The 24,846-nt window shown below is 39.8% G+C and carries 27 protein-coding genes and 6 pseudogenes; all 33 read right to left on the bottom strand.

The annotated features are described in order from the left end of the window. Positions 1-49: 49 nt before the first annotated feature. Complete coding sequence (gene rpsK, locus JCM10512_RS04630; RefSeq protein ID WP_004296327.1) at positions 50-439, bottom strand: 30S ribosomal protein S11; 390 nt, start codon at positions 437-439, stop codon at positions 50-52. 11 nt (positions 440-450) lie between these two features. After that, complete coding sequence (rpsM, locus tag JCM10512_RS04625; protein ID WP_044160829.1) at positions 451-831, bottom strand: 30S ribosomal protein S13; 381 nt, start codon at positions 829-831, stop codon at positions 451-453. Between the two features lie 33 nt (positions 832-864). Then, complete coding sequence (ykgO, locus tag JCM10512_RS21905) at positions 865-981, bottom strand: type B 50S ribosomal protein L36 (RefSeq protein WP_002558051.1); 117 nt, start codon at positions 979-981, stop codon at positions 865-867. Positions 982-989: 8 nt separating this feature from the next. Beyond that, entirely contained in the window at positions 990-1,208 is a 219-nt protein-coding gene (infA, locus tag JCM10512_RS04620; RefSeq protein WP_002558052.1) for a translation initiation factor IF-1, read from the bottom strand. 1 nt (position 1,209) lies between these two features. Beyond that, entirely contained in the window at positions 1,210-2,007 is a 798-nt protein-coding gene (gene map, locus JCM10512_RS04615; RefSeq protein ID WP_044160825.1) for a type I methionyl aminopeptidase, read from the bottom strand. Positions 2,008-2,022: 15 nt separating this feature from the next. Continuing rightward, positions 2,023-3,362 (bottom strand): annotated as a pseudogene (gene secY, locus JCM10512_RS04610) (preprotein translocase subunit SecY). Positions 3,363-3,366: 4 nt separating this feature from the next. Beyond that, the gene (rplO, locus tag JCM10512_RS04605; RefSeq protein WP_044160822.1) at positions 3,367-3,813 is read right to left on the bottom strand and encodes a 50S ribosomal protein L15; all 447 of its coding nucleotides are present in this window, start codon (positions 3,811-3,813) and stop codon (positions 3,367-3,369) included. A gap of 30 nt (positions 3,814-3,843) precedes the next feature. Continuing rightward, complete coding sequence (gene rpmD / locus JCM10512_RS04600) at positions 3,844-4,020, bottom strand: 50S ribosomal protein L30 (RefSeq protein WP_044160820.1); 177 nt, start codon at positions 4,018-4,020, stop codon at positions 3,844-3,846. A 9-nt stretch (positions 4,021-4,029) separates the two neighbouring features. Further along, a complete protein-coding gene (gene rpsE, locus JCM10512_RS04595) occupies positions 4,030-4,548 on the bottom strand; it encodes a 30S ribosomal protein S5 (protein WP_044160817.1) in 519 nt (172 codons plus the stop codon). Between the two features lie 5 nt (positions 4,549-4,553). Continuing rightward, positions 4,554-4,898 (bottom strand): 50S ribosomal protein L18, encoded by a 345-nt coding sequence (rplR, locus tag JCM10512_RS04590; RefSeq protein WP_044160814.1) that lies wholly within the window; start codon positions 4,896-4,898, stop codon positions 4,554-4,556. A gap of 21 nt (positions 4,899-4,919) precedes the next feature. Further along, positions 4,920-5,489 (bottom strand): 50S ribosomal protein L6, encoded by a 570-nt coding sequence (gene rplF / locus JCM10512_RS04585; protein WP_044160811.1) that lies wholly within the window; start codon positions 5,487-5,489, stop codon positions 4,920-4,922. Positions 5,490-5,507: 18 nt separating this feature from the next. Continuing rightward, a complete protein-coding gene (gene rpsH, locus JCM10512_RS04580; RefSeq protein WP_044160809.1) occupies positions 5,508-5,903 on the bottom strand; it encodes a 30S ribosomal protein S8 in 396 nt (131 codons plus the stop codon). 51 nt (positions 5,904-5,954) lie between these two features. Beyond that, positions 5,955-6,224: a 30S ribosomal protein S14 gene (gene rpsN / locus JCM10512_RS04575; RefSeq protein ID WP_044160806.1), complete on the bottom strand. Its 270-nt coding sequence runs from the start codon at positions 6,222-6,224 to the stop codon at positions 5,955-5,957. A gap of 5 nt (positions 6,225-6,229) precedes the next feature. Further along, on the bottom strand, positions 6,230-6,787 hold the full coding sequence (gene rplE, locus JCM10512_RS04570; protein ID WP_044160803.1) for a 50S ribosomal protein L5: 558 nt from the start codon (positions 6,785-6,787) through the stop codon (positions 6,230-6,232). Beyond that, positions 6,784-7,107 (bottom strand): 50S ribosomal protein L24, encoded by a 324-nt coding sequence (gene rplX, locus JCM10512_RS04565; RefSeq protein ID WP_044160800.1) that lies wholly within the window; start codon positions 7,105-7,107, stop codon positions 6,784-6,786. Before rplX ends, rplE begins: the two co-directional genes overlap by 4 nt. A 20-nt stretch (positions 7,108-7,127) precedes the next feature. Then, entirely contained in the window at positions 7,128-7,493 is a 366-nt protein-coding gene (gene rplN / locus JCM10512_RS04560) for a 50S ribosomal protein L14 (protein WP_044160797.1), read from the bottom strand. Between the two features lie 2 nt (positions 7,494-7,495). Further along, entirely contained in the window at positions 7,496-7,765 is a 270-nt protein-coding gene (rpsQ, locus tag JCM10512_RS04555) for a 30S ribosomal protein S17 (protein ID WP_148298267.1), read from the bottom strand. Next, complete coding sequence (rpmC, locus tag JCM10512_RS04550; RefSeq protein ID WP_044160795.1) at positions 7,762-7,959, bottom strand: 50S ribosomal protein L29; 198 nt, start codon at positions 7,957-7,959, stop codon at positions 7,762-7,764. Before rpmC ends, rpsQ begins: the two co-directional genes overlap by 4 nt. Positions 7,960-7,964: 5 nt before the next feature. Further along, positions 7,965-8,399, bottom strand: coding sequence for a 50S ribosomal protein L16 (rplP, locus tag JCM10512_RS04545; protein WP_005791549.1), 435 nt, complete (start codon positions 8,397-8,399; stop codon positions 7,965-7,967). A gap of 22 nt (positions 8,400-8,421) precedes the next feature. Then, on the bottom strand, positions 8,422-9,153 hold the full coding sequence (gene rpsC / locus JCM10512_RS04540) for a 30S ribosomal protein S3 (RefSeq protein WP_044160792.1): 732 nt from the start codon (positions 9,151-9,153) through the stop codon (positions 8,422-8,424). Between the two features lie 5 nt (positions 9,154-9,158). Next, positions 9,159-9,568, bottom strand: a pseudogene (rplV, locus tag JCM10512_RS04535) (50S ribosomal protein L22). A gap of 35 nt (positions 9,569-9,603) precedes the next feature. Further along, positions 9,604-9,873, bottom strand: a complete 270-nt coding sequence (gene rpsS / locus JCM10512_RS04530; RefSeq protein ID WP_044160788.1) for a 30S ribosomal protein S19 — start codon at positions 9,871-9,873, stop codon at positions 9,604-9,606. 20 nt (positions 9,874-9,893) lie between these two features. Then, complete coding sequence (rplB, locus tag JCM10512_RS04525) at positions 9,894-10,718, bottom strand: 50S ribosomal protein L2 (RefSeq protein ID WP_044160786.1); 825 nt, start codon at positions 10,716-10,718, stop codon at positions 9,894-9,896. A 5-nt stretch (positions 10,719-10,723) separates the two neighbouring features. Further along, entirely contained in the window at positions 10,724-11,014 is a 291-nt protein-coding gene (gene rplW, locus JCM10512_RS04520; protein WP_044160784.1) for a 50S ribosomal protein L23, read from the bottom strand. Positions 11,015-11,029: 15 nt separating this feature from the next. Continuing rightward, complete coding sequence (rplD, locus tag JCM10512_RS04515) at positions 11,030-11,656, bottom strand: 50S ribosomal protein L4 (RefSeq protein ID WP_044160783.1); 627 nt, start codon at positions 11,654-11,656, stop codon at positions 11,030-11,032. After that, positions 11,656-12,273 carry a 50S ribosomal protein L3 gene (gene rplC, locus JCM10512_RS04510; protein ID WP_044160781.1) on the bottom strand — a complete coding sequence of 206 codons (618 nt, stop codon included), beginning with the start codon at positions 12,271-12,273 and terminating at the stop codon, positions 11,656-11,658. Before rplC ends, rplD begins: the two co-directional genes overlap by 1 nt. Before the next feature lie 18 nt (positions 12,274-12,291). Continuing rightward, entirely contained in the window at positions 12,292-12,597 is a 306-nt protein-coding gene (rpsJ, locus tag JCM10512_RS04505; RefSeq protein ID WP_002558075.1) for a 30S ribosomal protein S10, read from the bottom strand. A gap of 83 nt (positions 12,598-12,680) precedes the next feature. Continuing rightward, a pseudogene (gene fusA / locus JCM10512_RS04500) lies at positions 12,681-14,797 on the bottom strand (elongation factor G). 55 nt (positions 14,798-14,852) lie between these two features. Continuing rightward, a pseudogene (rpsG, locus tag JCM10512_RS04495) lies at positions 14,853-15,328 on the bottom strand (30S ribosomal protein S7). Between the two features lie 140 nt (positions 15,329-15,468). Then, complete coding sequence (gene rpsL / locus JCM10512_RS04490) at positions 15,469-15,873, bottom strand: 30S ribosomal protein S12 (RefSeq protein ID WP_044160777.1); 405 nt, start codon at positions 15,871-15,873, stop codon at positions 15,469-15,471. Between the two features lie 138 nt (positions 15,874-16,011). Further along, positions 16,012-16,320: a DUF3467 domain-containing protein gene (locus tag JCM10512_RS04485; RefSeq protein WP_044160776.1), complete on the bottom strand. Its 309-nt coding sequence runs from the start codon at positions 16,318-16,320 to the stop codon at positions 16,012-16,014. A 206-nt stretch (positions 16,321-16,526) separates the two neighbouring features. After that, positions 16,527-20,809: pseudogene (rpoC, locus tag JCM10512_RS04480) on the bottom strand (DNA-directed RNA polymerase subunit beta'). A gap of 122 nt (positions 20,810-20,931) precedes the next feature. Further along, positions 20,932-24,742 (bottom strand): annotated as a pseudogene (rpoB, locus tag JCM10512_RS04475) (DNA-directed RNA polymerase subunit beta). Between the last annotated feature and the right edge of the window lie 104 nt (positions 24,743-24,846).

Genomic DNA, 24,846 nt, shown 5'->3' with positions numbered 1-24,846 from the left:
TTAATGCAATCCAAAAACAAAGTCAAGATCATTTAAAGTTAAAGGTAAATTAAACTCTACGTCTTTTTGGAGGACGACAACCATTATGTGGAAGTGGAGTAACATCGATAATTTCAGTAACTTCAATTCCGGCGCCATGGATTGTTCTAATAGCAGACTCACGTCCGTTACCTGGGCCTTTTACATATGCTTTTACCTTTCTTAGGCCAAGATCGAATGCAATTTTTGCACAATCTTGCGCAGCCATTTGGGCTGCATAAGGAGTATTCTTTTTAGAACCTCTAAATCCCATTTTTCCAGCAGATGACCAAGAGATAATCTGCCCTTCACTGTTTGCAAGAGAAACAATAATATTGTTGAAAGATGAATGAACATGTAACTGTCCATTAGCATCTACTTTCACATTTCTCTTCTTAGCTGCAACTGTTTTTTTTGCCATATCAACAATTATTATTTAGTAGCTTTTTTCTTATTAGCAACGGTTTTCTTTCTACCCTTACGAGTACGTGCGTTGTTTTTAGTACTCTGACCTCTAACAGGAAGACCAATACGGTGACGTACACCACGATAACAACCAATATCCATTAATCGCTTAATGTTCAATTGTACTTCAGAACGAAGATCACCTTCAACCTTGAATTCTTCACCGATGATCTCACGGATCTTTGCAGCTTGATCATCAGTCCAGTCTTTCACTTTAATGTCCTTATCAATGCCAGCTTTTTCCAAAATTTTAGCTGAACTACTACGACCTATTCCATATACATAGGTCAACGCAATTTCGCCTCTCTTATTTTGAGGCAAATCTACACCAACTATTCTTATAGCCATATACTTAATTATTTTTTTTGCAAAAATAATAAATTATCCTTGACGTTGTTTATACTTAGGATTTTTCTTATTAATAACATACAAACGGCCATTACGTCTAACGATCTTACATTCTGGCGTACGTTTCTTTAATGATGCTCTTACTTTCATATCTTATTTTATTTATATCTAAATACAATTCTTCCTTTCGATAAGTCGTAAGGAGACATTTCGACTCTCACTTTATCACCAGGTAGGATTTTAATGTAATGCATACGCATCTTACCTGAAATATGTGCGGTAATCTCATGTCCGTTTTCTAATTCAACACGAAACATTGCATTAGACAATGCTTCAACTATAACTCCATCTTGTTCTATTGCAGATTGCTTTGCCATATTATATTGCTTTATCTCCTAAAACTTCTTCAACAAATTCAAATGAAGACAGAATATCAGCACCAGCTGCACCAACAGCTACGGTATGTTCAAAATGTGCAGCAAATTTCCGATCCTTTGTTCTTACAGTCCAACCATCGCCTTCCATCACGATTTGTCGGCTACCTAAAGTAATCATGGGCTCGATAGCAATACACAATCCCTTTTTCAACATAGTTCCATAACCACGCTTACCGTAATTAGGAACTTGCGGATCTTCATGCATATCCTTTCCAATACCATGACCTACAAATTCACGGACTACACCGTAAGAATGTGATTCGCAATGTTGCTGAATAGCATATTCGATATCACCGATTCTCTTACCTTGCACCGCATTCTGAATTCCTACATACAACGCTTCCTTAGTCACTTTCAATAGTTGACGTACTTCCTCTTCAACCTCTCCTACACAAAAAGTATATGCGGAATCTCCACAAAAACCATTCATGTATGTACCACAATCAACGGATACAATATCACCTTCTCTCAAAACTACATCTCCCGGGATTCCGTGTACTACTTGATCATTAACTGATGTACAAATAGCTGCCGGGAACGGACCACCATATTGACTTTGAACTCCCTTAAATGTAGGAATAGCGCCATGATCTCTGATATATTCTTCTGCTACCTTGTTTAATTCACCTGTGGTAACACCTGGCTGTATTAGTTTAGCAACTTCAGCCAGTGTTTGACCAACAAGTAAATTACTCTGTCGGAGCAGCTCTATCTCATCTTCTGTTTTAAGAAATATCATTTTCTATATAAAGAATTAATATGCAGCTACACCGGCACGTCCCTTAATACGACCCGATTTCAACAAACCATCATAATGTCTCATTAATAGATGACTTTCGATTTGTTGCAATGTGTCTAGAACGACCCCTACAAGAATCAACAAAGATGTACCGCCGAAGAATTGAGCAAACCCGGCCTGAACTCCGAAAATGCCAGCAAAAGCAGGCATGATAGCCACTAATGCTAAAAAGAAAGAGCCCGGTAAAGTAATACGTGACATGATATCATCAATATACTCAGCCGTTTTCTTCCCTGGCTTAATTCCAGGAATAAATCCGTTGTTTCTCTTCATATCCTCAGCCATCTGAGTAGGATTAATTGTAATTGCAGTATAAAAGTATGTGAATAATATAATCATCACTGCAAATACAAAATTATACCAGAAACTTGTATGATCAGTAAACGCATGCAAAAAGCTATTTGCATTATTTACATTTGAAAAACCAATAAATGTTATGGGGATAAACATAATTGCTTGCGCAAAAATGATAGGCATAACACCAGCAGCATTTACTTTCAATGGTATATACTGTCTTGCACCGCCAAATTGCTTATTTCCTACGATTCTTTTAGCGTACTGTACAGGTATCTTTCTAGTACCTTGTACAAGCAGAATAGCAGCAGCAATAACGAATAGCAAGAATACGATTTCAATTATAAACATGATCAAACCACCGCTCTTATTTGCCACTCTAGACACAACTTCTTGTGCCAAAGAGTCTGGAAAACGAGCAATGATACCAATCAAAATGATAAATGAAATACCATTACCAATGCCTTTATCGGTAATTCTTTCACCAAGCCACAAAATAAACATACTACCTGCTGCCAATATAATGGTAGAGGTAACCATAAATAGAGTCCAATCTAATGAAGCATTTAAGGAAGGACCAGCCTGCATCTTAAGATTGAGCAAATAAGAAGGGGCCTGAAATAACAATATAGCGATAGTCAAATAACGAGTATATTGATTCATCTTTCTTCTGCCGCTCTCTCCTTCACGTTGCAGTTTTTGGAAATACGGTACCGCAATCCCTAGTAACTGAATAACGATAGATGCAGAGATATATGGCATTATTCCTAAGGCGAAAATAGACGCATTAGAAAATGCTCCTCCTGAGAACATATTCAACAAGCTAAAAGGCCTTCACTTGTTTGCTCATGCAATTTAGTCAACATACCAGGATTAATTCCCGGCAGAACGACATAAGAACCAAAACGGTAAATTGCCACAAACAATATGGTAATGAGGATCCGCTGTCTCAGATCCTCAATCTTCCATATATTCTTTAATGTTTCAATAGCTTTTCTCATTGAATCAGAGTTTTACTACAGTTCCACCAGCAGCTTCGATAGCAGCAGTTGCAGTTTTAGAAAATGCATGTGCCTCTACTTCAAGCTTAATAGACAGAGCTCCGTTACCCAAGACTTTTACCAACTGGTTTGAAGAAATATACCCTGCCTCAATAAAGTCATGTAAGCCAAGTTTCTCCAACTTCTTAGCTTCAGCCAACTTCTGAATAGTATCCAAGTTGATTGCTTTATATTCTACGCGATTAATATTCTTAAAACCAAATTTAGGTACTCGGCGTTGCAGTGGCATCTGTCCACCTTCAAATCCGATCTTTTTTGAGTAACCTGATCTTGATTTAGCTCCTTTGTGACCTCTAGTAGAAGTACCACCTAAACCAGAACCGACACCACGTCCAATTCTTTTTCTTGTTTTAGTAGATCCTACTGCAGGTTTTAGATTACTTAAGTTCATATTGTAATTCGTTTTATTATTAACTAATAATTACTTAACAATGGCAACTAAGTGCTTAACTTTATTTACCATTCCAAGAATCGAAGGAGTGCATTCGTGTTCAACCACACGGTTCATTTTACGAAGACCCAGTGCATCAAGTGTTCTTTTCTGATTAGCTGGAGCACCAATTCTACTTTTAATTTGTTTAATTTTTATAGTCGACATATCTCCTCCTTATCCTCTAAATACTTTTTCTACACTAATGCCTCTGTTCTGAGCAACCATTCTTGCATCACGCATTTCACTCAAAGCTTCAATTGTAGCTTTAACAAGGTTGTGCGGATTGGAAGAACCTTTTGATTTAGCCAAAACATCGGTAATACCTACACTCTCTAATACTGCGCGCATTGCTCCACCAGCTACAACACCAGTACCATGAGATGCCGGCTTAATAAAGACTTCAGCACCACCGAATCTGGCAGTTTGTTCATGAGGAACCGTACCTTTCAGCACAGGCACTCTTACTAAATTCTTCTTAGCAGACTCAACACCTTTAGCGATAGCTGCTGTTACTTCACCAGCTTTACCAAGTCCCCAGCCAATGATGCCTTCTTCATTTCCTACAACTACTATTGCAGAGAAACTAAAAGTTCTACCACCTTTGGTAACTTTAGTAACACGATTAATAGCAACCAATCTATCTTTCAGTTCTACATCGTTAGTAACCTTAACTCTATTATTAACTCCTGACATAATGATTAAAATTTAAGTCCACCGTTACGAGCAGCATCAGCTACTTCTTTTACTCTCCCATGATACAAGTAACCATTACGGTCGAATACAACAGTAGTAATACCTGCTTCTTGAGCCTTTTTAGCAATAATCTCACCAACTTTTGCAGCTTGTTCTTTTTTAGCTACTTTTTCAGTCATGCCTAAAGAAGATGCTGCAGCCAATGTTTTACCAGATAAATCATCGATAATCTGAACATAGACTTGCTTATTACTTCTAAATACACTCATACGCGGACGGCCAGTAGTACCAGAGATTTTATTGCGTACGCTATATTTGATCTTTATTCGTCTTTCTATTTTTGTTGTCATAATAATATAAATTTATGTAATTTACTTAGCACCGGCAGATTTACCAGATTTTCTACGAATTACTTCGCCAACAAACTTAATACCTTTACCTTTATATGGTTCAGGCTTACGGAAAGAACGTATTTTAGAACATACTTGTCCGAGCAACTGCTTATCACATGACTCCAACAAAATAAGAGGATTTTTATTTCTCTCAGATTTTGTTTCTACTTTCACCTCAGAAGGCAACTGTATGAAGATATTATGTGTATAGCCTAGAGAAAGCTCGATTATATTTCCTTGATTAGAAGCACGATAACCTACACCAACCAATTCTAGTTCTTTCTTGTATCCTTCAGATACTCCCACAACCATATTGTGAACTAAAGAACGATATAAACCGTGAAAAGCATGTTTTTGCTTTGGGTTATCAAGCATTTCTTTTTCGTTTTCTGCTAAAGTCACATGACCTTCTTCAATCGTAAGACTGATAGCCGGATTCACGTATTGACTAAGTTCACCTTTAGGTCCCTTTACGGTAACCATATTATCCTTAAGAGTGACTGTCACCCCGGCAGGGATACTAATGGGTAATTTTCCTATTCTTGACATTACTTTTTCCTCCTAAAATTAATATACATAACACAAAACTTCACCACCTATTTTCAGGTCAGCAGCTTCTTTGTTAGTCATTACACCTTTGGAAGTAGATATTATAGCAATACCCAACCCATTAATAACACGTGGCATATCTTTATAACCGGTATACTGACGCAAACCGGGAGAAGATATTCTTTCTAACTTTTTGATTGCGTTAACTTTGTTAACAGAATCGTACTTCAAAGCTACTTTAATAGTGCCTTGAGGACCATCTTCTACAAACTTATAATTAAGAATGTAGCCTTTTTCGAAAAGAATCTTAGTGATTTCTTTTTTCAAATTTGAAGCAGGAACTTCAACTACTCGGTGCTTTGCACCGATTGCGTTCCGTAGCCTCGTCAAATAATCTGCTATTGGATCAGTCATATAAAATAAATTAAATTAATCAGGACTTCCCTGACAATATTTAAACAATAATTACCAACTTGCCTTTTTTACGCCTGGTATTAGCCCATTAGAGGCCATCTCACGAAATTGAATTCTTGAGACACCAAACTGACGAATATATCCTTTAGGACGACCAGTCAATTTACAACGATTATGCAAACGCACCGGAGAAGCATTTTTAGGCAGTGCCTGCAATCCTTCATAATCTCCGTCTTTTTTCAGTTGCGCTCTCTTTTCGGCGTATTTGGCTACTAATTTAGCACGCTTAACTTCACGTGCTTTCATTGATTCCTTTGCCATATCTATTAGTCTTTTTTAGCGTTTTTGAAAGGTAAACCAAATTCTTTTAACAAGGCATAACCTTCTTCATCTGTTTCAGCAGAAGTTACAAAGGTAATATTCATTCCGAGAATTCTCGTTATACTATCAATATTTATTTCAGGGAAAATAATTTGTTCCTGAATACCAAGAGTATAGTTACCCTTACCATCAAATTTACTTTCAATTCCCTTGAAGTCACGAATACGTGGAAGAGCTACACGAACTAGTTTTTCTAAAAACTCGTACATTCTTTCACGACGCAAAGTTACCATAACACCAATTGGCATTTTCTTACGCAACTTAAAGTTAGCGATATCTTTACGAGAAATGGTTGCTACGGCTTTTTGACCTGTAATAGCTGTCATTTCATTGATTGCTACTTCAATAATCTTCTTATCAGCAACAGCCATACCTAAACCTTGATTGATCACAATCTTCTTAAGTACGGGTATCTGCATCGATGAAGAATACTGGAATTGTGTTTTTAATGCAGGTGCAATACGCTCCGCATATTCTTTCTTTAGACTAGCAGTATTACTCATTGCTTGATCTCCTCTCCTGATTTTTTAGAATAACGCACTAAAGTTCCTTCAGAACTCTTCTTTCTCCCAATACGCGTTGCTTTACCAGTTTTTGGATCAACGGGATTCAAGTTCGAAATGTGGATAGAAGCTTCTTGCTTCACAATACCACCTTGCGGGTTCTTTGTATTTGGCTTCGTACTTTTAGATACCATATTGATACCTTCAACAATAGCACGACCTTCTTCAATAAGAACCTTCAATACACGACCAGTTTTGCCTTTATCTTCACCAGCATTTACATAAACTGTATCGCCTTTCTTAATATGTAATTTACTCATTACTTAATTCTTTTACAATATTAAAGTACCTCAGGCGCAAGTGATACCACCTTCATATTAGTAGCACGAAGTTCTCTTGCAACAGGGCCGAAAATACGACTTCCTCTAATTTCACCTGCGTTGTTCAATAAAACGCAAGCATTATCATCAAAACGAATATAAGAACCATCTGGACGACGGATCTCTTTCTTAGTACGTACAATCAAAGCCTTTGATACTGCACCTTTTTTAACATCACTTGCAGGGATTACGCTCTTTATAGAAACGACAATTACATCTCCCACTGAAGCATAACGACGTCCTGTACCTCCCAAAACGCGAATACACAAAGCTTCCTTAGCTCCACTGTTATCACATACTGTAAGTCTGGATTCTACTTGTATCATAATTACTTAGCTCTTTCAATTATTTCTACTAATCTCCATCTTTTAGTCTTACTCAAAGGACGAGTTTCCATAATGCATACAGTATCACCGATATTGCATTCATTCTTTTCGTCATGAGCATGGTATTTCTTAGTTTTACTAACGAACTTACCATATATAGGGTGCTTTTCTTTAAATTTAGCAGCGACAGTGATAGTTTTCTCCATCTTGTTGCTCAACACAACCCCTGTTCTTTCTTTTCTTAAATTTCTTGCTTCCATCAAGCTAATCATTTATTGTTAAGTTCTCTCTCGCGCAACTCTGTTTTCATGCGCGCAATAGTCCTGCGTAATTGTTTAATCTGGGCAGGATTTTCCATGGGAGATATTGCATGATTAATAACCATTTGGTTATAACCAATAGTTTCAGCCTCCACTCTTTCTACTAGATCACTAGTAGTCAATTCTTTAATTTCTGCAATTTTCATAAACCTTACGCATTTTGATTTTGAATATCGTAATCACGTCTTACGACAAACTTCGTTGTAATAGGAAGTTTTTGAGCTGCTAAGCGCAAAGCTTCTTTCGCGATTTCGTAAGATACTCCTTCAGCTTCAATAATGATTCTACCTGGAGTTACAGGAGCAACAAATCCTTCCGGGCTACCTTTACCTTTACCCATACGCACATCGGCTGGTTTTCTAGTAATTGGTTTATCCGGGAATATACGTATCCAGATTTGTCCTTGACGTTGCATATATCTTGTTACTGCAATACGAGCAGCTTCGATCTGACGGCCTGTGATCCATTTAGTTTCCAAAGCCTTAATGCCAAAAGAACCGAAAGCCAGTTGGTTACCTCTTTGGGCATTACCTTTTGCACGGCCTTTTTGTTGTCTTCTGAATTTTGTCTTTTTCGGTTGTAACATATTTCCTAAAATTCAAATTCGTTTAGCGATTATTTTTCTTTCTTTTGAAGTTCTTTCCGCCGTTGCTTCCACTATTGTTTCCGCGACCACTATCTTTGCTTTGCGCAAAATTCGGAGCCAACTCCCTCTTACCAAACACCTCACCTCTACAAATCCACACCTTAATACCTAAAAGACCTACTTTAGTCAATGCTTCTGCATGGCAGTAGTCAATATCAGCTCTAAAAGTATGTAGTGGGGTTCTTCCTTCTTTATACATTTCAGAACGAGCCATTTCAGCTCCATTCAAACGTCCTGAAATCTGTACTTTGATACCTTCCGCTCCCATGCGCATAGTATTGGCAATAGCCATTTTTATAGCACGACGATAGGCAATTTTACCTTCAACCTGACGAGCGATATTGTTAGCCACGATTACAGCATCAAGTTCAGGTCTCTTCACTTCAAAGATATTGATTTGAATATCTTTGTCGGTAACCTTCTTCAACTCCTCTTTTAATTTATCAACCTCTTGGCCACCTTTACCGATAATAATACCAGGACGAGCAGTACAAACAGTAATAGTAACGAGCTTCAATGTCCGCTCAATTACAATTCTTGATACACTTGCTTTGGCAAGTCTAGCATTAAGATATTTACGGATTTTGCTATCTTCCAGCAAAGAATCACCGTAATCATTTCCACCATACCAGTTAGAATCCCATCCTCTGATAATTCCTAAACGGTTGCTTATTGGATTAACTTTTTGTCCCATCTACCTTAATTTTGATCTGCGTTATTATTTTTAGAATCAACGAACAGTGTAACGTGGTTTGAACGTTTGCGAATTCTGTATCCTCTTCCCTGCGGTGCCGGTCTCATTCTTTTCAAAGTTGCGCCACCATCAACAAAAATTTTAGTTACATATAATTCGCCACTTTCTGCTTTACGTTCGTTTTTCTGCTCCCAATTGGCAATTGCAGAGCGAAGCAACTTCTCCACTCTGGCAGCAGCCTCTTTTGAAGAAAACTTCAAAACACCAAGCGCTCTGTTCACTTCCATTCCACGAACCATGTCAGCAACTAAGCGCATCTTACGTGGTGAGGTAGGAACATTTTGCAATTTAGCAAAATACATGGTCTTAAGGCTTCTTTTCTCTTTTCAGCCGATATTTTTTTTCTTGCTCCCATTATATTTATTACTTTATTATTTCAAATAATTCCTATTATCTTTTCTTGTTACCTGCGTGTCCTCTGAAAGTACGAGTTGGCGCGAATTCACCCAACTTGTGACCTACCATATTCTCGGTAACATAAACAGGAATAAATTTATTTCCATTGTGAACTGCAACTGTATGCCCTACAAAATCAGGCGAAATCATTGAAGCTCTAGCCCAAGTCTTAACTACCACTTTCTTGCCAGCTTCATTCATAGCAAGCACTTTATGCTCAAGCTTTACGTTAATATATGGACCTTTTTTTAATGAACGACTCATAGTTTACTCAATTAATCAGATTACTTTTTTCTTCTCTCAATAATGTACTTAGACGAATGCTTCTTAGGAGCTCTAGTCTTAAGTCCCTTAGCGTACAATCCCTTACGTGATCTTGGATGTCCTCCTGAAGCGCGGCCTTCACCACCACCCATTGGGTGATCTACAGGATTCATAACGACACCACGAGTACGAGGACGACGGCCCTTCCAGCGAGAACGTCCTGCCTTACCTGAGCTTTCCAATCCATGATCTGAGTTACCTACACTACCAATAGTAGCCTTGCATGTGCTAAGAATCTGTCTTACTTCACCAGAAGGCAATTTAATTACGCAGTATTTACCTTCACGAGAAGTTAACTGAGCAAAATTACCAGCAGATCTAACCAGAGCAGCACCTTGGCCCGGACGCAATTCAATATTATGAATTACAGTACCTACCGGTATGTTTTGTAGAGGAAGTGCATTACCAATCTCTGGCGCTGCAGTTTCACCTGACATTAAAGTTGTGCCAACTTGCAATCCATTGGGAGCAATGATATATCTTTTTTCTCCATCAGCATAATATAACAAAGCGATACGAGCCGAACGATTCGGATCGTATTCAATTGTTTTCACTACTGCTGGGACACCGTCCTTATTTCTCTTGAAATCAACAATTCTAATCACCTTTCTATGACCGCCACCGATGTAGCGCATTGTCATTTTGCCTTCGTTGTTACGACCGCCAGATGATTTCTTACCATATACAAGAGACTTTTCTGGTACTGATGCAGTAATTTCGTCGAAAGTACCAATAATTTTATGTCTTTGCCCCGGTGTTGTGGGCTTAAATTTGCGTACTGCCATTTCTTTTAAATATTGCTATAAAAATCAATAGTATCTCCTTCTTTCAATGCTACGATTGCTTTTTTGAAAGCATTCGTACGACCATTGATGATACCTGCTTTGGTATAACGGCTTTTATTCTTTCCGATATACTTTACAGTGTTCACATCAACTACCGTAACATTATAAAGAGCTTCAACTTCCTTCTTAATTTCCAGTTTGTTAGCCTCAGGACGTACAATAAAGCCAAAGCGATTAAGCTTATCAGTAATTGCAGTCATTTTCTCTGTTACTAACGGTTTAATAATAATTCCCATTATCTAAGCCTCCTATTAAATTAAGATATTGTCAATAGCTTTCAAAGAGTTCTCAGTAAGCACAACGACCCCAGCATCCAATACTCTGTAAGTATTTAATCCTGAGACAGTCTGTACATTAGTACTCTTTATGTTACGAGCTGACAAATATACGTTTTTATTTGCTTCCGGTAAAATTACAAGTAGCTTTTTATCGGAAACTTTAAGATTTTTTGTCATAGAAACGAAATCCTTTGTTTTAGGAGCTTCCAAGATGAAGTCTTCAACAATTACGATTGCGTTATCTTGAGCTTTATAAGACAAAGCTGATTTACGAGCCAATGTCTTAACTTTTTTATTCAACTTAAAGAAGTAGTCTCTTGGTTTCGGACCAAATACACGTCCACCACCAACAAGAAGCGGCGATTTCATATCACCACGGCGAGCTCCGCCACCGCCTTTTTGGCGACCGATCTTACGAGTAGAACCAGCTATTTCACTTCTTTCTTTTGCCTTATGAGTCCCTTGACGCTGATTGGCCATAAATTGTTTTACATCCAAATAGATAGCGTGGTCGTTGGGCTCAATTCCGAAGATAGATTCGTTTAACGTAACCTTTCTCCCAGTGTCTTCACCTTTAATGTTATATACGTTAACTTCCATTATTTCTCAATTAAAACGATTGAACCTTTGCAACCAGGGATAGAACCTTTAATCAAAAGAAGGTTGTGTTCCGCGATTACTTTTAATACTTGCAAATTCTGAACAGTTACTCTGTCACCACCAAGTTGTCCACCCATGCGCATTCCTTTGAATACTTTTGCAGGATAAGAACAAGCTCCAATAGATCCCGGTTTACGAGCACGGTTATGCTGTCCGTGAGTAGCTTGTCCTACACCACCAAAACCATGTCTTTTAACTACACCTTGGAAACCCTTACCTTTAGAAGTACCAACTACATCTACAAAAGTAGCGTCATTGAATAGTTCTACAGTAACAGTATCACCCAGATTCAGCTCTGCTTCAAATTCCTTGAACTCAGCCAAGTGTCTCTTTGGCGTTACTCCTGCTCTTTTGAAATGACCCATCAACGGTTTAGTTGTATGCTTCTCCTTTTTGTCTTGGAAGCCCAACTGTACAGCTGTATAGCCATCTTTTTCAACAGTCTTTACTTGAGTAACAACACAAGGACCTGCTTCGATAACAGTGCATGGTACATTTTTACCATCGGCACTGAAAACGGATGTCATTCCGATTTTTTTTCCTAATAATCCTGGCATTTCACTAATTTTTAATTATCAAACTTTAATTTCCACTTCCACACCACTCGGCAACTCCAATTTCATCAAAGCATCAACAGTTTTAGCAGTTGAGCTATAGATGTCAATCAGCCTCTTGTAAGAGGATAATTCAAATTGTTCGCGAGACTTCTTGTTAACAAAAGTCGAACGGTTTACAGTAAAGATACGCTTGTGCGTGGGGAGAGGAATCGGCCCACTTACAATAGCACCTGTAGCTTTTACAGTTCTCACAATCTTCTCAGCTGACTTGTCAACCAAATTGTGGTCGTAAGATTTCAATTTAATTCTAATTTTCTGACTCATTGTCTGTTTTTTATTGAGTATAATATATGAATAAAATAAAGCGGCAGGCTAAGAGTCATTCGCTAGCCTGCTGCTATCATTTTTTAGAGTAAATCAGCACGTCCTTTCACTTCTTCTAATACTGCTTTCGCGATAGAAGAGGATACTTGAGCATGATGAGAGTAAGTCATAGAAGACGTTGCACGTCCTGAAGTAATCGTACGCAAGGCTGTTACATAGCCAAACATTTCAGCTAGTGGCACTAAGGCTTTAACAATACGAGCACCAGAGCGACTGGATTCCATTCCTTCTACCTGTCCACGACGTTTATTCAAGTCACCGATTACATCACCCATGTTTTCTTCCGGAGTAACAACCTCCAACTTCATGATGGGTTCCATCAAAACCGGACCAGCCTTAGCACAAGCGCTTCTGTAAGCTTGAATTGCACAAATCTCAAAAGATAACTGGTCAGAGTCAACGGGGTGGAACGATCCATCAACCAAAACAACTTTCATTGAATCTAACGGATAGCCTGCCAATACACCATTTTTCATTGCAGATTGAAAACCTTTCTGCACAGAAGGAATAAATTCTTTTGGAATATTACCTCCCTTAACTTCATCGATAAACTGCAAACCTCCCAGCGTAAAGTCGCTATCTACTGGACCAATCTTAACGATGATATCAGCAAATTTACCACGTCCACCAGATTGCTTCTTATACACTTCACGTAAGTCAACTGTCTTAGTGATAGCTTCTTTATAGTTAACCTGTGGTTTACCTTGGTTACATTCTACCTTAAATTCACGTTTCAAACGGTCAATAATAATATCCAAGTGTAGTTCACCCATACCGGAAATTACTGTTTGTCCTGTCTGTTCGTCAGTTTTCACTGTAAATGTAGGATCTTCCTCTGCCAACTTTGCAAGTCCGTTAGCAAGTTTATCCATATCTTTCTGAGTCTTAGGCTCTACCGCAATACCGATAACCGGTTCTGGGAAGTCCATAGATTCCAAGACAATCGGGAACGATTCATCACACAGAGTATCACCTGTGCGGATATCTTTAAAACCAACGCCCGCACCAATATCACCTGCGCTAATTACGTCAACAGGATTCTGCTTATTGGAATGCATCTGAAATAAGCGAGAAACACGTTCTTTCTTTTCAGAGCGAGTATTATAGATATAAGTTCCTGCTTCTACTTTACCTGAATATACACGGAAGAAAGTCAAACGACCTACATAAGGGTCAGTTGCAATCTTAAACGCCAAAGCTGAAGTTTTTTCATCTTCAGACGGTTTACGATCTTCTTCTGCACCAGTATCAGGATTTGTTCCTATTACATTCTCCGTATCAAGCGGTGAAGGTAAGAAGGCACAAACGTAGTTCAGCAATGTCTGAACACCTTTATTCTTGAAAGAAGAACCACACAACATTGGAACGATTGCCATTTGAACAGTTGCATTGCGGAGAGCTCTCAATACTTCTTCTTCAGTAATAGTAGAAGGATCATCGAAATATTTTTCCATCAACGCATCGTCAAATTCAGCTACTTTTTCAAGCATCTTATCTCTCCACTCGTTTGCTTCTTCAACAAGATCAGCTGGGATTTCTTCCACGTCATAATCAGCACCCATTGTTTCATCATGCCAGTAGATAGCTTTCATCTTGATCAAATCGACCAAACCTTTGAAAGTTTCTTCAGCACCGATAGGAACAACAATCGGACATGGGTTTGCACCTAAGATATCCTTCATCTGGCGCACAACTTCAAAGAAGTTAGCACCCGAACGGTCCATCTTATTTACATAACCGATACGAGGTACGTTATATTTATCAGCCTGACGCCAAACTGTTTCAGACTGTGGTTCTACACCACCTACTGCACAATATGTAGCAACAGCACCATCCAACACACGCAATGAACGCTCTACTTCAGCAGTAAAGTCAACGTGTCCTGGGGTGTCAATCAGGTTGATTTTATAAATATCACCGGCATACTTCCATCTGGTAGTAGTTGCAGCAGACGTGATAGTAATACCACGCTCCTGTTCCTGAGCCATCCAGTCCATGGTAGCGGAACCGTCATGAGTTTCACCAATCTTATGAGTTAATCCTGTATAATAAAGAATACGCTCAGAAGTTGTTGTTTTTCCGGCATCAATATGAGCATGATACCGATATTACGCGTCAAATGTAAATCTTGCTTTGCCATTTTATAAATTCCTTTACCTTAAGTTCTTAAATTATATAGTATTTAGCTTATAGTATTAGAATCTGAAATGTGCAAAAGCACGATTTGCTTCAGCCATTCTGTGCATATCCTCTTTACGTTTGAACGCGCCACCTTGCTCATTAAAAGCATCCATAATCTCAGCAGCCAATTTATCAGCCATTGATTTACCTCCTCTTTTACGAGCATACATAATCAGGTTCTTCATAGAAACTGATTCTTTACGGTCTGGGCGGATTTCGGTAGGAACTTGGAAAGTAGCCCCACCCACACGGCGAGATTTTACTTCCACTTGCGGAGTTACATTATCCAAAGCCTTTTTCCAGATCTCAAGAGGCGTTTTTTCCTCATTAGAAAGTTTTGCCTTCACAGTTTCCAAAGCGGCATAAAAAATCTCATATGATGTATTTTTCTTGCATCATACATAAGATGGTTTACAAACTTAGAAACTTTTTGATCATTAAACACGGGATCCGGAAGAATCACGCGTTTTTTTGGTTTTGCTTTTCTCATTTGTTTGAAAATAATGTTTTTGTTCTTGGTTGTCTACTTCTTGACTTCTTCAACTCTCCCTCCGGAGAATTTACTCAACCTATTAGCATCTCCAACAAACTAAAACGAAAGTTATTACTTAAAATTAAATTAGATTATTCTTATTTCTTCTTAGCAGGAGCAGCTGGTTGACCTGGTTTCGGGCGCTTAGCTCCATATTTAGAACGTCTTTGAGTACGTCCGGCAACACCAGCTGTATCAAGTGTACCACGTACGATATGATAACGCACACCCGGAAGGTCTTTTACACGACCACCACGCACCAATACGATGGAGTGTTCCTGCAAGTTGTGTCCTTCTCCTGGGATGTAAGAGTTCACCTCTTTCTGGTTAGTCAAACGTACACGGGCAACTTTACGCATTGCTGAGTTCGGTTTCTTCGGAGTAGTAGTATATACTCTCACGCAAACGCCACGTCGTTGAGGACATGAATCCAAGGCTGGAGATTTACTTTTCTCCACCAGCACTTCGCGTCCTTTTCTTACTAATTGCTGAATTGTAGGCATTTTAATTCTTTTTTTAATTTATATTATTGTTTATATTAATTTCGTAAGTATACATTTTGGGCTGCAAAAATACGAATAATATTTGAATAATCAATGCACTACGTTTATTTTTTATTTTTTAAAGTTTGCACATCTAATTTACGCCTCTCCCTGTATTCCCCCAATCGGCGGGAATGATTGCTCGTCAGATGTGCGGATTTTACCGAACACTTGCTCATATTTTGCGATATTATCTTCTAATGCACGCAACAATCTTTTTGCATGTTCAGGAGCTACAATTATACGCGACTGCACACCGGCTTTGGGAACGCCCGGCATAACTCTTACAAAGTCCAGAATAAACTCGGAACTAGAGTGAGTGATTATAGCCAAATTAGCGTATGTACCTTGAGCTACATCTTCTTTTAATTCAATTTGAAGTTGTCCATTGTTAGATTGATCATCCATGTCTTAATTCGTTTAAAAGTTATTCTGCAAAATAACACATTTTTTCTGAATATCACACGTTTTATACCGCGGTGTTTTCCAAACAGACAGAAAGCCCTAGCAAGCGGACAACAAAGTAAGTGCGCTTAAAAAAAATATTCAAAAAAAAGAGGAGCGAATGTCGCATGCGACAATCACTCCTCTTTCATATAGTCAATTGAATTGTATTATTCTACTTCATTGTAGTCAAGTACCGTTTTCTTGTTAGCCAAGATCCGATCATACTCCTCTTTAGAGCCGACTATAATTTTTTCAAATTCACGTTGTCCAGTACCTGCAGGGATTAAATGTCCACAGATCACATTCTCCTTCATACCTTCCAGCTTATCGATCTTACCATTAATAGCAGCTTCGTTAAGTACTTTCGTTGTTTCCTGGAAAGAAGCAGCTGACATAAAGCTAGATGTCTGCAAAGCAGCACGAGTAATACCTTGAAGTATCTGAGTAGACGTGGCTGCAACAGCATCACGAACCTCAATCGGTTTCAAGTCACGGCGCTTCAGCATACTATTCTCATCACGCAACTTACGGGCAGTTACAATCTGACCACGCAGTAAGTTCTGAGAATCACCTGCATCCAGCACAACTTTCTTGCCCCAAACACGATCGTTCTCTTCCATGAACTCAAGTTTATCTACCACTTGCTGTTCCAAGAAACGAGTGTCGCCCGGCTCTTCAATCTGTACCTTACGCATCATCTGACGAACGATAATCTCAAAGTGCTTATCATTGATCTTCACACCTTGTAGACGGTATACATCCTGTACTTCATTTACAATATATTCTTGTACAGCTGTAGGGCCTTTAATAGCCAAGATGTCAGCAGGTGTAGTCGCACCATCAGATAATGGAGTACCAGCACGTACATAGTCGTTTTCCTGTACCAGAATCTGTTTAGACAATGCAACTAAATACTTCTTCACCTCACCAGTCTTGGAAGTAACAATGATCTCACGGTTACCGCGCTTAATCTTACCCATTGCAACCTCACCATCGATTTCAGATACGACTGCCGGATTGGATGGGTTACGTGCTTCAAATAATTCCGTAACACGAGGAAGACCACCCGTAATGTCACCCGCCTTACCTACTGCACGCGGGATCTTCACAATTACTTCACCCGCTTTTACCTTCTGGCCATTCTCTACAATAACGTGACCACCTACCGGCAAGTTATATGTACGAATCAGTTCGCCTGCTTCAGAGAATATATGAGCAGAAGGAACCTTGGTCTTATCTTTAGATTCAATGATGATAATTTCACGAAGACCTGTTGCTTCATCAGACTCTACTTTATAGGTCACATTCTCAACAACACCTTCAAATTCGATCTTACCAGTTGCTTCACTGATAATAACCGCATTAAATGGGTCCCACTTGGCTATCAATTGATCTCTTTCAACCAAATCTCCATCGGATACATATAAGGTAGATCCGTAAGGCACATTATGCGTAGAAAGAACGATTCCAGTATTTACATCCACAAAGCGAACTTCAGCCAAACGGCCTACTACTGCTTTTGCTGCTTGTCCTGATCCATCAACCGTGTCTACCGTACGAAGCTCTTCAAATTCCAGACGGGAATCATTCTTAGCAATGATTGTAGCATTAGCTGCAATATTTGCAGCAGTACCACCGGCGTGGAAAGTACGCAGAGTCAACTGTGTACCCGGCTCACCAATAGATTGAGCGGCAATAACACCAACTGCTTCACCTTTCTGAACCATTCGGCTTGTAGCCAGGTTACGTCCGTAACACTTAGCACAAACTCCCTTCTTCGATTCGCAAGTCAATACAGAGCGGATTTCCACACTCTCAATCGGAGAGTTTTGAATTTTCTTAGCAACTTCTTCCGTGATCTCTTCTCCGCCAGTAACCAATAGTTCACCAGTAGTCGGATGAATAATATCATGAACGGAAACACGACCTAAGATACGTTCGTATAGTGTAGCAATAACCTCATCATTGTTTTTCAAGTCAGCACATACTAAACCACGAAGTGTTCCACAGTCCTCTTCCGTAATAATTACGTCGTGAGAAACGTCAACCAGACGACGAGTCAAATAACCCGCATCCGCTGTTTTCAACGCTGTATCCGCCAAACCTTTACGAGCACCGTGGGTAGAGATAAAGTACTCCAACACGGAAAGTCCCTCTTTAAAGTTCGACAAAATAGGGTTTTCAATAATCTGTCCGCCTTCAGCACCTGCTTTTTGCGGTTTAGCCATCAAACCACGCATACCGGACAACTGACGAATCTGTTCTTTAGAACCACGAGCTCCAGAATCCAACATCATATACACAGAGTTGAATCCTTGATCATCCGATGAAATAGTCTTCATCAAAATATTCGATAATTCTGAGTTCACATGCGTCCAGATATCAATTACCTGATTATAACGTTCATTATTGGTAATGAAACCCATGTTATAGTTGTTCACGACCTGCTCAACTTCATCATATCCTTTTTGAACGAGTTTTTCTTTCTCCTCCGGAATAATGATATCACCTAAGTTGAAGGACAGACCGCCCTTAAATGCGGTTTGATAACCCAGATTCTTGATACCATCCAAGAAGTCAGCAGCTTTGGCAACACCACACACTTTAATAACATTACTAATGATATCGCGTAGTGATTTCTTGGAAATAATCTCGTTGATATATCCTGCTTCAGGCGGTACAATTTCGTTCACAATTACACGTCCAACAGATGTTTCGCGCATAATATCTACAATTTCGCCATTCTCATCAAGGTCTTTCACTACAACTTTTACTGGAGCATGAATATCCACTCTACCTTCATTGTAGCAATCAGAGCTTCTTCCGGGCCGTAGAAAGTCAAACCTTCACCTTTAGCGCCAAAACGTAGTTTTGTGATATAGTATAATCCGAGAACCATATCCTGTGCAGGTACGGTAATCGGCGCACCATTCGCCGGATTCAGAATATTATGTGATTGAAGCATCAACATTTGAGCTTCAAGAATAGCTTCATTACTCAAAGGCAAGTGAACAGCCATCTGGTCACCGTCAAAGTCAGCATTAAATGCCGTACAAGCCAACGGGTGTAACTGAATAGCCTTACCTTCAATCATTTTAGGCTGGAATGCCTGAATACCTAAGCGGTGAAGTGTCGGGGCACGGTTTAACAAGACCGGATGTCCCTTCATCACATGCTCAAGAATATCCCAGATAACCGCTTCTTTGCGATCTACAATCTTCTTTGCAGATTTCACAGTCTTAACAATACCACGTTCTATCAACTTACGGATGATAAAAGGTTTGTAAAGTTCAGCAGCCATTAACGTTGGAATACCACATTCTCCCATTTTCAATTCCGGGCCAACGACAATTACCGAACGTGCAGAATAGTCCACACGCTTACCTAATAAGTTCTGACGGAAGCGTCCTTGCTTTCCTTTCAAACTATCAGATAAAGATTTCAGTGGGCGGTTGGCATCTGTTTTCACTGCGCTTGATTTACGTGAGTTATCAAACAGTGAGTCAACTGATTCCTGAAGCATACGTTTCTCATTACGCAAGATCACTTCAGGTGCCTTAATCTCGATCAATCGCTTCAGACGGTTATTACGAATAATTACCCGACGGTAGAGATCATTCAAGTCGGAAGTGGCAAAACGGCCACCATCCAATGGAACCAATGGACGCAATTCCGGCGGAATAACCGGTACAATACGTACAATCATCCATTCAGGTTTATTACGCCCACGTGAAGCACGGAACGATTCTACTACCTGCAGACGTTTCAATGCCTCATTCTTACGCTGTTGCGATGTGTCATTGCTGGCACGGTGACGCAAATCATAAGACAGTACATCCAAATCCAGACGGGCTAATAAATCATAAATAGCCTCTGCACCCATCTTAGCGATGAATTTGTTAGGATCTGTATCTTCCAGGTATTGATTATCTTTCGGAAGTGTATCCAAAATATCCAGATATTCTTCTTCAGAAAGCAAATCAAATTCAGCTACTCCGTCTTCAGCCTTTACACCCGCCTGAATCACGACATAGCGTTCGTAATATATGATAGAATCCAGTTTCTTTGTTGGCACTCCCAGCAAGTAACCTATTTTATTGGGAAGCGAACGGAAATACCAGATATGTGCTACAGGCACAACTAGCTGAATATGCCCCATACGTTCGCGACGTACCTTCTTCTCGGTAACTTCCACACCGCAACGGTCGCATACAATACCTTTATAGCGAATACGCTTATACTTACCACAATGGCACTCATAGTCCTTGATCGGACCAAAGATGCGCTCGCAGAATAAGCCATCACGCTCAGGCTTGTAAGTACGGTAATTGATGGTTTCAGGCTTCAAAACTTCACCACTCGAATTCTCTAGAATTTCTTCCGGAGAAGCCAGTCCAATTGAGATCTTCGAGAAATTACTCTTCGACTTATTTTCTTTTCTAAAAGCCATACTCTATATTTAATTGAAAATGGAAAATTAAAAACTAAAAATTAAAAAACCAGCGAAATGAAAACTGCAAACTAAAACCAAATTCGTTTTTCATTTTCAATTTTCATTTCTCAGTTTGTTAATTATTCGAGGTTGACGCTTAGTCCAAGACCTCTCAACTCATGTAACAATACGTTCAAAGATTCCGGAATACCAGGTTGTGGCATTGGTTCACCCTTCACGATCGCTTCATAAGCCTTCGAGCGTCCAATCACATCGTCAGACTTAATAGTCAAGATTTCTTGCAAGATATGAGCGGCTCCAAAACCTTCGAGTGCCCATACCTCCATTTCTCCGAAGCGCTGACCACCAAATTGCGCCTTACCACCAAGTGGTTGCTGGGTGATCAAAGAGTACGGACCTATAGAACGAGCATGCATCTTGTCTTCAACCATGTGGCCTAACTTCAACATATAAGTTACACCTACAGTAGCAGGTTGGTCAAACTGTTCACCCGATCCTCCATCACATAAGTATGTTTTGCAATAACGAGGTAAACCAGCTTTATCAGTCCACACATCCAAGTCTTCCATGGTAGCACCGTCAAAAATTGGCGTGGCAAATTTCACACCCAAAGTTTTACCGGCACGGCCCAGTACAGCTTCAAAGATCTGTCCAATGTTCATACGAGAAGGTACACCCAACGGATTCAGCACAATGTCTACCGGAGTACCATCGGGCAAGAACGGCATATCTTCCTGACGTACAATACGCGATACAATACCTTGTTACCGTGCGACCAGCCATCTTATCACCTACACCAATCTTACGTTTCTTGGCAATATATACTTTAGCCATCTGAATGATACCGGCGGGAAGTTCATCACCAATCGTGATCGCAAACTTCTTACGCTTCAGTTCAGCATCCAGTTCTTTATATTTTTTGATATAATTCATGATCAAGTCACGAATCATACTATTCGCACGCTCATCGCTCGTCCAGCCACTCAGTTGAATAGCGGTAAAGTCGAAAGTATCGAAATCAGAAACAGTGAATTTCGCACCCTTAGCAATGACCTCGGCACCTAAATAGTCTTTAACTCCTTGAGAAGGCTTTCCTTCTGTCAGACTTACCAACTTCTTAACCAAGATACGTTTCAGGTCAGCTACCTGTGATTCGAATTCATCATCTATTTTCGGAAGCAATGCCTTATCAGCTAACTTCGAGCTACGGTTCTTGACCACACGCGAGAATAACTTCTTATCAATCACTACACCTTTCAAAGAAGGAGAAGCTTTTAAGGAAGCATCTTTCACATCACCGGCTTTATCACCGAAGATGGCACGAAGTAGTTTTTCTTCCGGAGATGGATCAGATTCACCTTTCGGCGTAATCTTACCAATCATAATATCACCCGGTTGAATACGAGCACCGATTCTTACGATACCGTTTTCGTCCAGATCCTTAGTTGCTTCTTCACTTACGTTCGGAATATCAGAAGTCAATTCTTCCATACCTCGCTTCGTTTCACGAACTTCAAGCGAGTATTCTTCAACGTGAACAGAAGTCAACAAGTCTTCGCGAACTACGCGTTCGTTCAATACAATTGCATCCTCATAGTTGTAACCTTTCCAAGGCATGTATGCAACCAGCAAGTTTTTACCCAACGCCAATTCTCCATTCTCAGTAGAATAGCCTTCAGTTAAAATATCGCCTTTGCTTACACGTTGTCCTTCCGCACAAATAGGGCGCAAGTCAATGGTCATGTTCTGGTTTGTCTTGCGGAACTTCGGAATTCTGTATTCTTTCAGAGCAGGTTCAAAGCTTACAAACTCTTCATCTTCTGAACGATCATACAAAATACGAATAGTTGTCGCATCGACATATTCAATAACCCCATCGCCTTCCGCTGTAATTTGCGTACGTGAATCTCTCACCAATTGGTGTTCAATACCTGTACCAACGATTGGAGCTTCACTCCGCAACAATGGAACTGCCTGACGCATCATGTTCGAGCCCATCAGCGCACGGTTCGCATCATCATGTTCGAGGAACGGAATCAAAGAAGCCGCAATTGAAGCAATCTGCTGAGGAGCAACGTCCATCAAGTCTACTTCCGATGGTTCTACAACCGGGAAGTCTGCATCTTGACGAGACTTAACACGCATACGTACAAATGTACCGTCATCATTCAGCGGAGCATTCCCCTGAGCAATAACTTTATCTTCTTCTTCTTCAGCGGTTAAGTAGATTAACCCCTTTTCAGTAAGGTCTACTTTACCACTCTCCACCTTGCGATAAGGAGTTTCGATAAACCCTAGGTCATTGATCTTCGCAAAGACACACAATGAAGAGATCAAACCAATATTCGGACCTTCCGGTGTTTCAATTGGGCAAAGACGGCCATAGTGTGTATAGTGTACGTCACGAACCTCAAATCCGGCACGTTCACGAGAAAGTCCACCAGGACCTAGAGCAGACATACGGCGTTTGTGCGTAATTTCCGCCAACGGGTTTGTCTGGTCCATAAACTGCGACAAAGCATTTGTACCAAAGAATGAATTAATTACGGAAGAGATAGTCTTCGCATTAATCAAATCGATTGGTGTAAATACTTCATTATCGCGAACGTTCATACGCTCACGAATTGTACGTGACATACGAGCAAGTCCGACAGCAAACTGGTTAGAAAGCTGTTCGCCTACTGTACGAACACGACGGTTGCTCAAGTGGTCGATATCATCTACATCTGCTTTTGAGTTAATCAACTCAATCAGATATTTGATAATTTCAATAATATCCTCCTTTGTGAGAACGCGTACATCCATTTCAGTCGTCAAGTTCAATTTCTTATTGATTCTGTAACGGCCTACATCACCAAGGTCATATCTTTTTTCAGAGAAGAACAGGTTGTTGATAACCTCACGAGCACTTGCATCATCTGCCGGGTCTGCATTACGCAACTGACGGTAAATGTAAAGCACAGCCTCTTTCTCAGAGTTACTCGGGTCTTTCTGAAGCGTATTATATATAATTGAATAATCGGACTGATTCGGTTCCTCCTTATGCAGAAGAATTGTCTGAACACCCGATTCTAGAATTTCAGCTACATGGTCTTCCTCCAGTACGGTTTCACGATCGATGATAACTTCGTTACGCTCGATAGAAACTACCTCACCGGTATCCTCATCAACAAAATCTTCTATCCAAGTTTTCAAAACACGTGCTGCCAGTTTACGACCGAGCACTTTCTTCAGATTTGTCTTATTAACCTTAACATCTTCAGCCAGGTTAAAAATCTCAAGAATATCTTTATCGTTTTCAAATCCGATAGCACGCAACAAGGTTGTTACGGGTAGTTTTTTCTTCCGGTCGATGTACGCATACATCACGTTATTGATATCGGTTGCAAACTCAATCCACGAACCTTTGAATGGAATAATACGAGCCGAATAAAGCTTTGTACCATTAGCGTGTACGCTTTGGCCAAAGAAAACGCCTGGAGAACGGTGAAGTTGCGAAACAACCACGCGTTCGGCACCATTAATGACAAAAGTTGCTTTATCTGTCATATACGGAATTGGACCAAGGAATACATCCTGGATTACAGTATCGAAATCCTCGTGATCCGGATCGGTACAGTAAAGCTTAAGTTTTGCTTTTAAGGGAACACTATAAGTAAGCCCACGCTCTATACAATCATCAATGGTATAACGCGGCGGATCAATATAGTAATCCAAAAACTCAAGAACAAAATTATTTCTTGTGTCGGCAATGGGGAAGTTTTCAGCAAACACTTTGTACAATCCTTCGTTCTTACGCTTTTCAGGTAAGGTATCTAATTGTAGAAAGTCTTGGAATGACTTCAATTGTACTTCCAGGAAATCCGGATATTCCAGCGGATTCTTAGTTGAAGCAAAATTAACTCTTTGATTTTCAGTAGTTGAAGACATCTGTTAATGAATTTGGAGAACCTATTTTTAAATATATACACAAAAAGGTTAAGAATCCTCTTGTGAAGGATTCCTAACCGAATTACCTGATTACCAGGCCAATG

Source organism: Bacteroides reticulotermitis JCM 10512, from assembly GCF_000517545.1.
GTDB classification, from domain to species: Bacteria; Bacteroidota; Bacteroidia; order Bacteroidales; family Bacteroidaceae; genus Bacteroides; species Bacteroides reticulotermitis.
Note: the sequence above shows the minus strand (reverse complement) of the source record. Positions and strands in the feature narration are given on the sequence as shown.

Bases quoted from the DNA above. Each gene is read 5' to 3' on its own strand.
- rpsK (WP_004296327.1), bottom strand. From the start codon at position 439: ATGGCAAAAAAAACAGTTGCAGCTAAGAAGAGAAATGTGAAAGTAGAT.
- rpsM (WP_044160829.1), bottom strand. From the start codon at position 831: ATGGCTATAAGAATAGTTGGTGTAGATTTGCCTCAAAATAAGAGAGGC.
- ykgO (WP_002558051.1), bottom strand. From the start codon at position 981: ATGAAAGTAAGAGCATCATTAAAGAAACGTACGCCAGAATGTAAGATC.
- infA (WP_002558052.1), bottom strand. From the start codon at position 1,208: ATGGCAAAGCAATCTGCAATAGAACAAGATGGAGTTATAGTTGAAGCA.
- map (WP_044160825.1), bottom strand. From the start codon at position 2,007: ATGATATTTCTTAAAACAGAAGATGAGATAGAGCTGCTCCGACAGAGT.
- rplO (WP_044160822.1), bottom strand. From the start codon at position 3,813: ATGAACTTAAGTAATCTAAAACCTGCAGTAGGATCTACTAAAACAAGA.
- rpmD (WP_044160820.1), bottom strand. From the start codon at position 4,020: ATGTCGACTATAAAAATTAAACAAATTAAAAGTAGAATTGGTGCTCCA.
- rpsE (WP_044160817.1), bottom strand. From the start codon at position 4,548: ATGTCAGGAGTTAATAATAGAGTTAAGGTTACTAACGATGTAGAACTG.
- rplR (WP_044160814.1), bottom strand. From the start codon at position 4,898: ATGACAACAAAAATAGAAAGACGAATAAAGATCAAATATAGCGTACGC.
- rplF (WP_044160811.1), bottom strand. From the start codon at position 5,489: ATGTCAAGAATAGGAAAATTACCCATTAGTATCCCTGCCGGGGTGACA.
- rpsH (WP_044160809.1), bottom strand. From the start codon at position 5,903: ATGACTGATCCAATAGCAGATTATTTGACGAGGCTACGGAACGCAATC.
- rpsN (WP_044160806.1), bottom strand. From the start codon at position 6,224: ATGGCAAAGGAATCAATGAAAGCACGTGAAGTTAAGCGTGCTAAATTA.
- rplE (WP_044160803.1), bottom strand. From the start codon at position 6,787: ATGAGTAATACTGCTAGTCTAAAGAAAGAATATGCGGAGCGTATTGCA.
- rplX (WP_044160800.1), bottom strand. From the start codon at position 7,107: ATGAGTAAATTACATATTAAGAAAGGCGATACAGTTTATGTAAATGCT.
- rplN (WP_044160797.1), bottom strand. From the start codon at position 7,493: ATGATACAAGTAGAATCCAGACTTACAGTATGTGATAACAGTGGAGCT.
- rpsQ (WP_148298267.1), bottom strand. From the start codon at position 7,765: ATGATTAGCTTGATGGAAGCAAGAAATTTAAGAAAAGAAAGAACAGGG.
- rpmC (WP_044160795.1), bottom strand. From the start codon at position 7,959: ATGAAAATTGCAGAAATTAAAGAATTGACTACTAGTGATCTAGTAGAA.
- rplP (WP_005791549.1), bottom strand. From the start codon at position 8,399: ATGTTACAACCGAAAAAGACAAAATTCAGAAGACAACAAAAAGGCCGT.
- rpsC (WP_044160792.1), bottom strand. From the start codon at position 9,153: ATGGGACAAAAAGTTAATCCAATAAGCAACCGTTTAGGAATTATCAGA.
- rpsS (WP_044160788.1), bottom strand. From the start codon at position 9,873: ATGAGTCGTTCATTAAAAAAAGGTCCATATATTAACGTAAAGCTTGAG.
- rplB (WP_044160786.1), bottom strand. From the start codon at position 10,718: ATGGCAGTACGCAAATTTAAGCCCACAACACCGGGGCAAAGACATAAA.
- rplW (WP_044160784.1), bottom strand. From the start codon at position 11,014: ATGGGAATTATTATTAAACCGTTAGTAACAGAGAAAATGACTGCAATT.
- rplD (WP_044160783.1), bottom strand. From the start codon at position 11,656: ATGGAAGTTAACGTATATAACATTAAAGGTGAAGACACTGGGAGAAAG.
- rplC (WP_044160781.1), bottom strand. From the start codon at position 12,273: ATGCCAGGATTATTAGGAAAAAAAATCGGAATGACATCCGTTTTCAGT.
- rpsJ (WP_002558075.1), bottom strand. From the start codon at position 12,597: ATGAGTCAGAAAATTAGAATTAAATTGAAATCTTACGACCACAATTTG.
- rpsL (WP_044160777.1), bottom strand. From the start codon at position 15,873: ATGCCTACAATTCAGCAATTAGTAAGAAAAGGACGCGAAGTGCTGGTG.
- JCM10512_RS04485 (WP_044160776.1), bottom strand. From the start codon at position 16,320: ATGGATGATCAATCTAACAATGGACAACTTCAAATTGAATTAAAAGAA.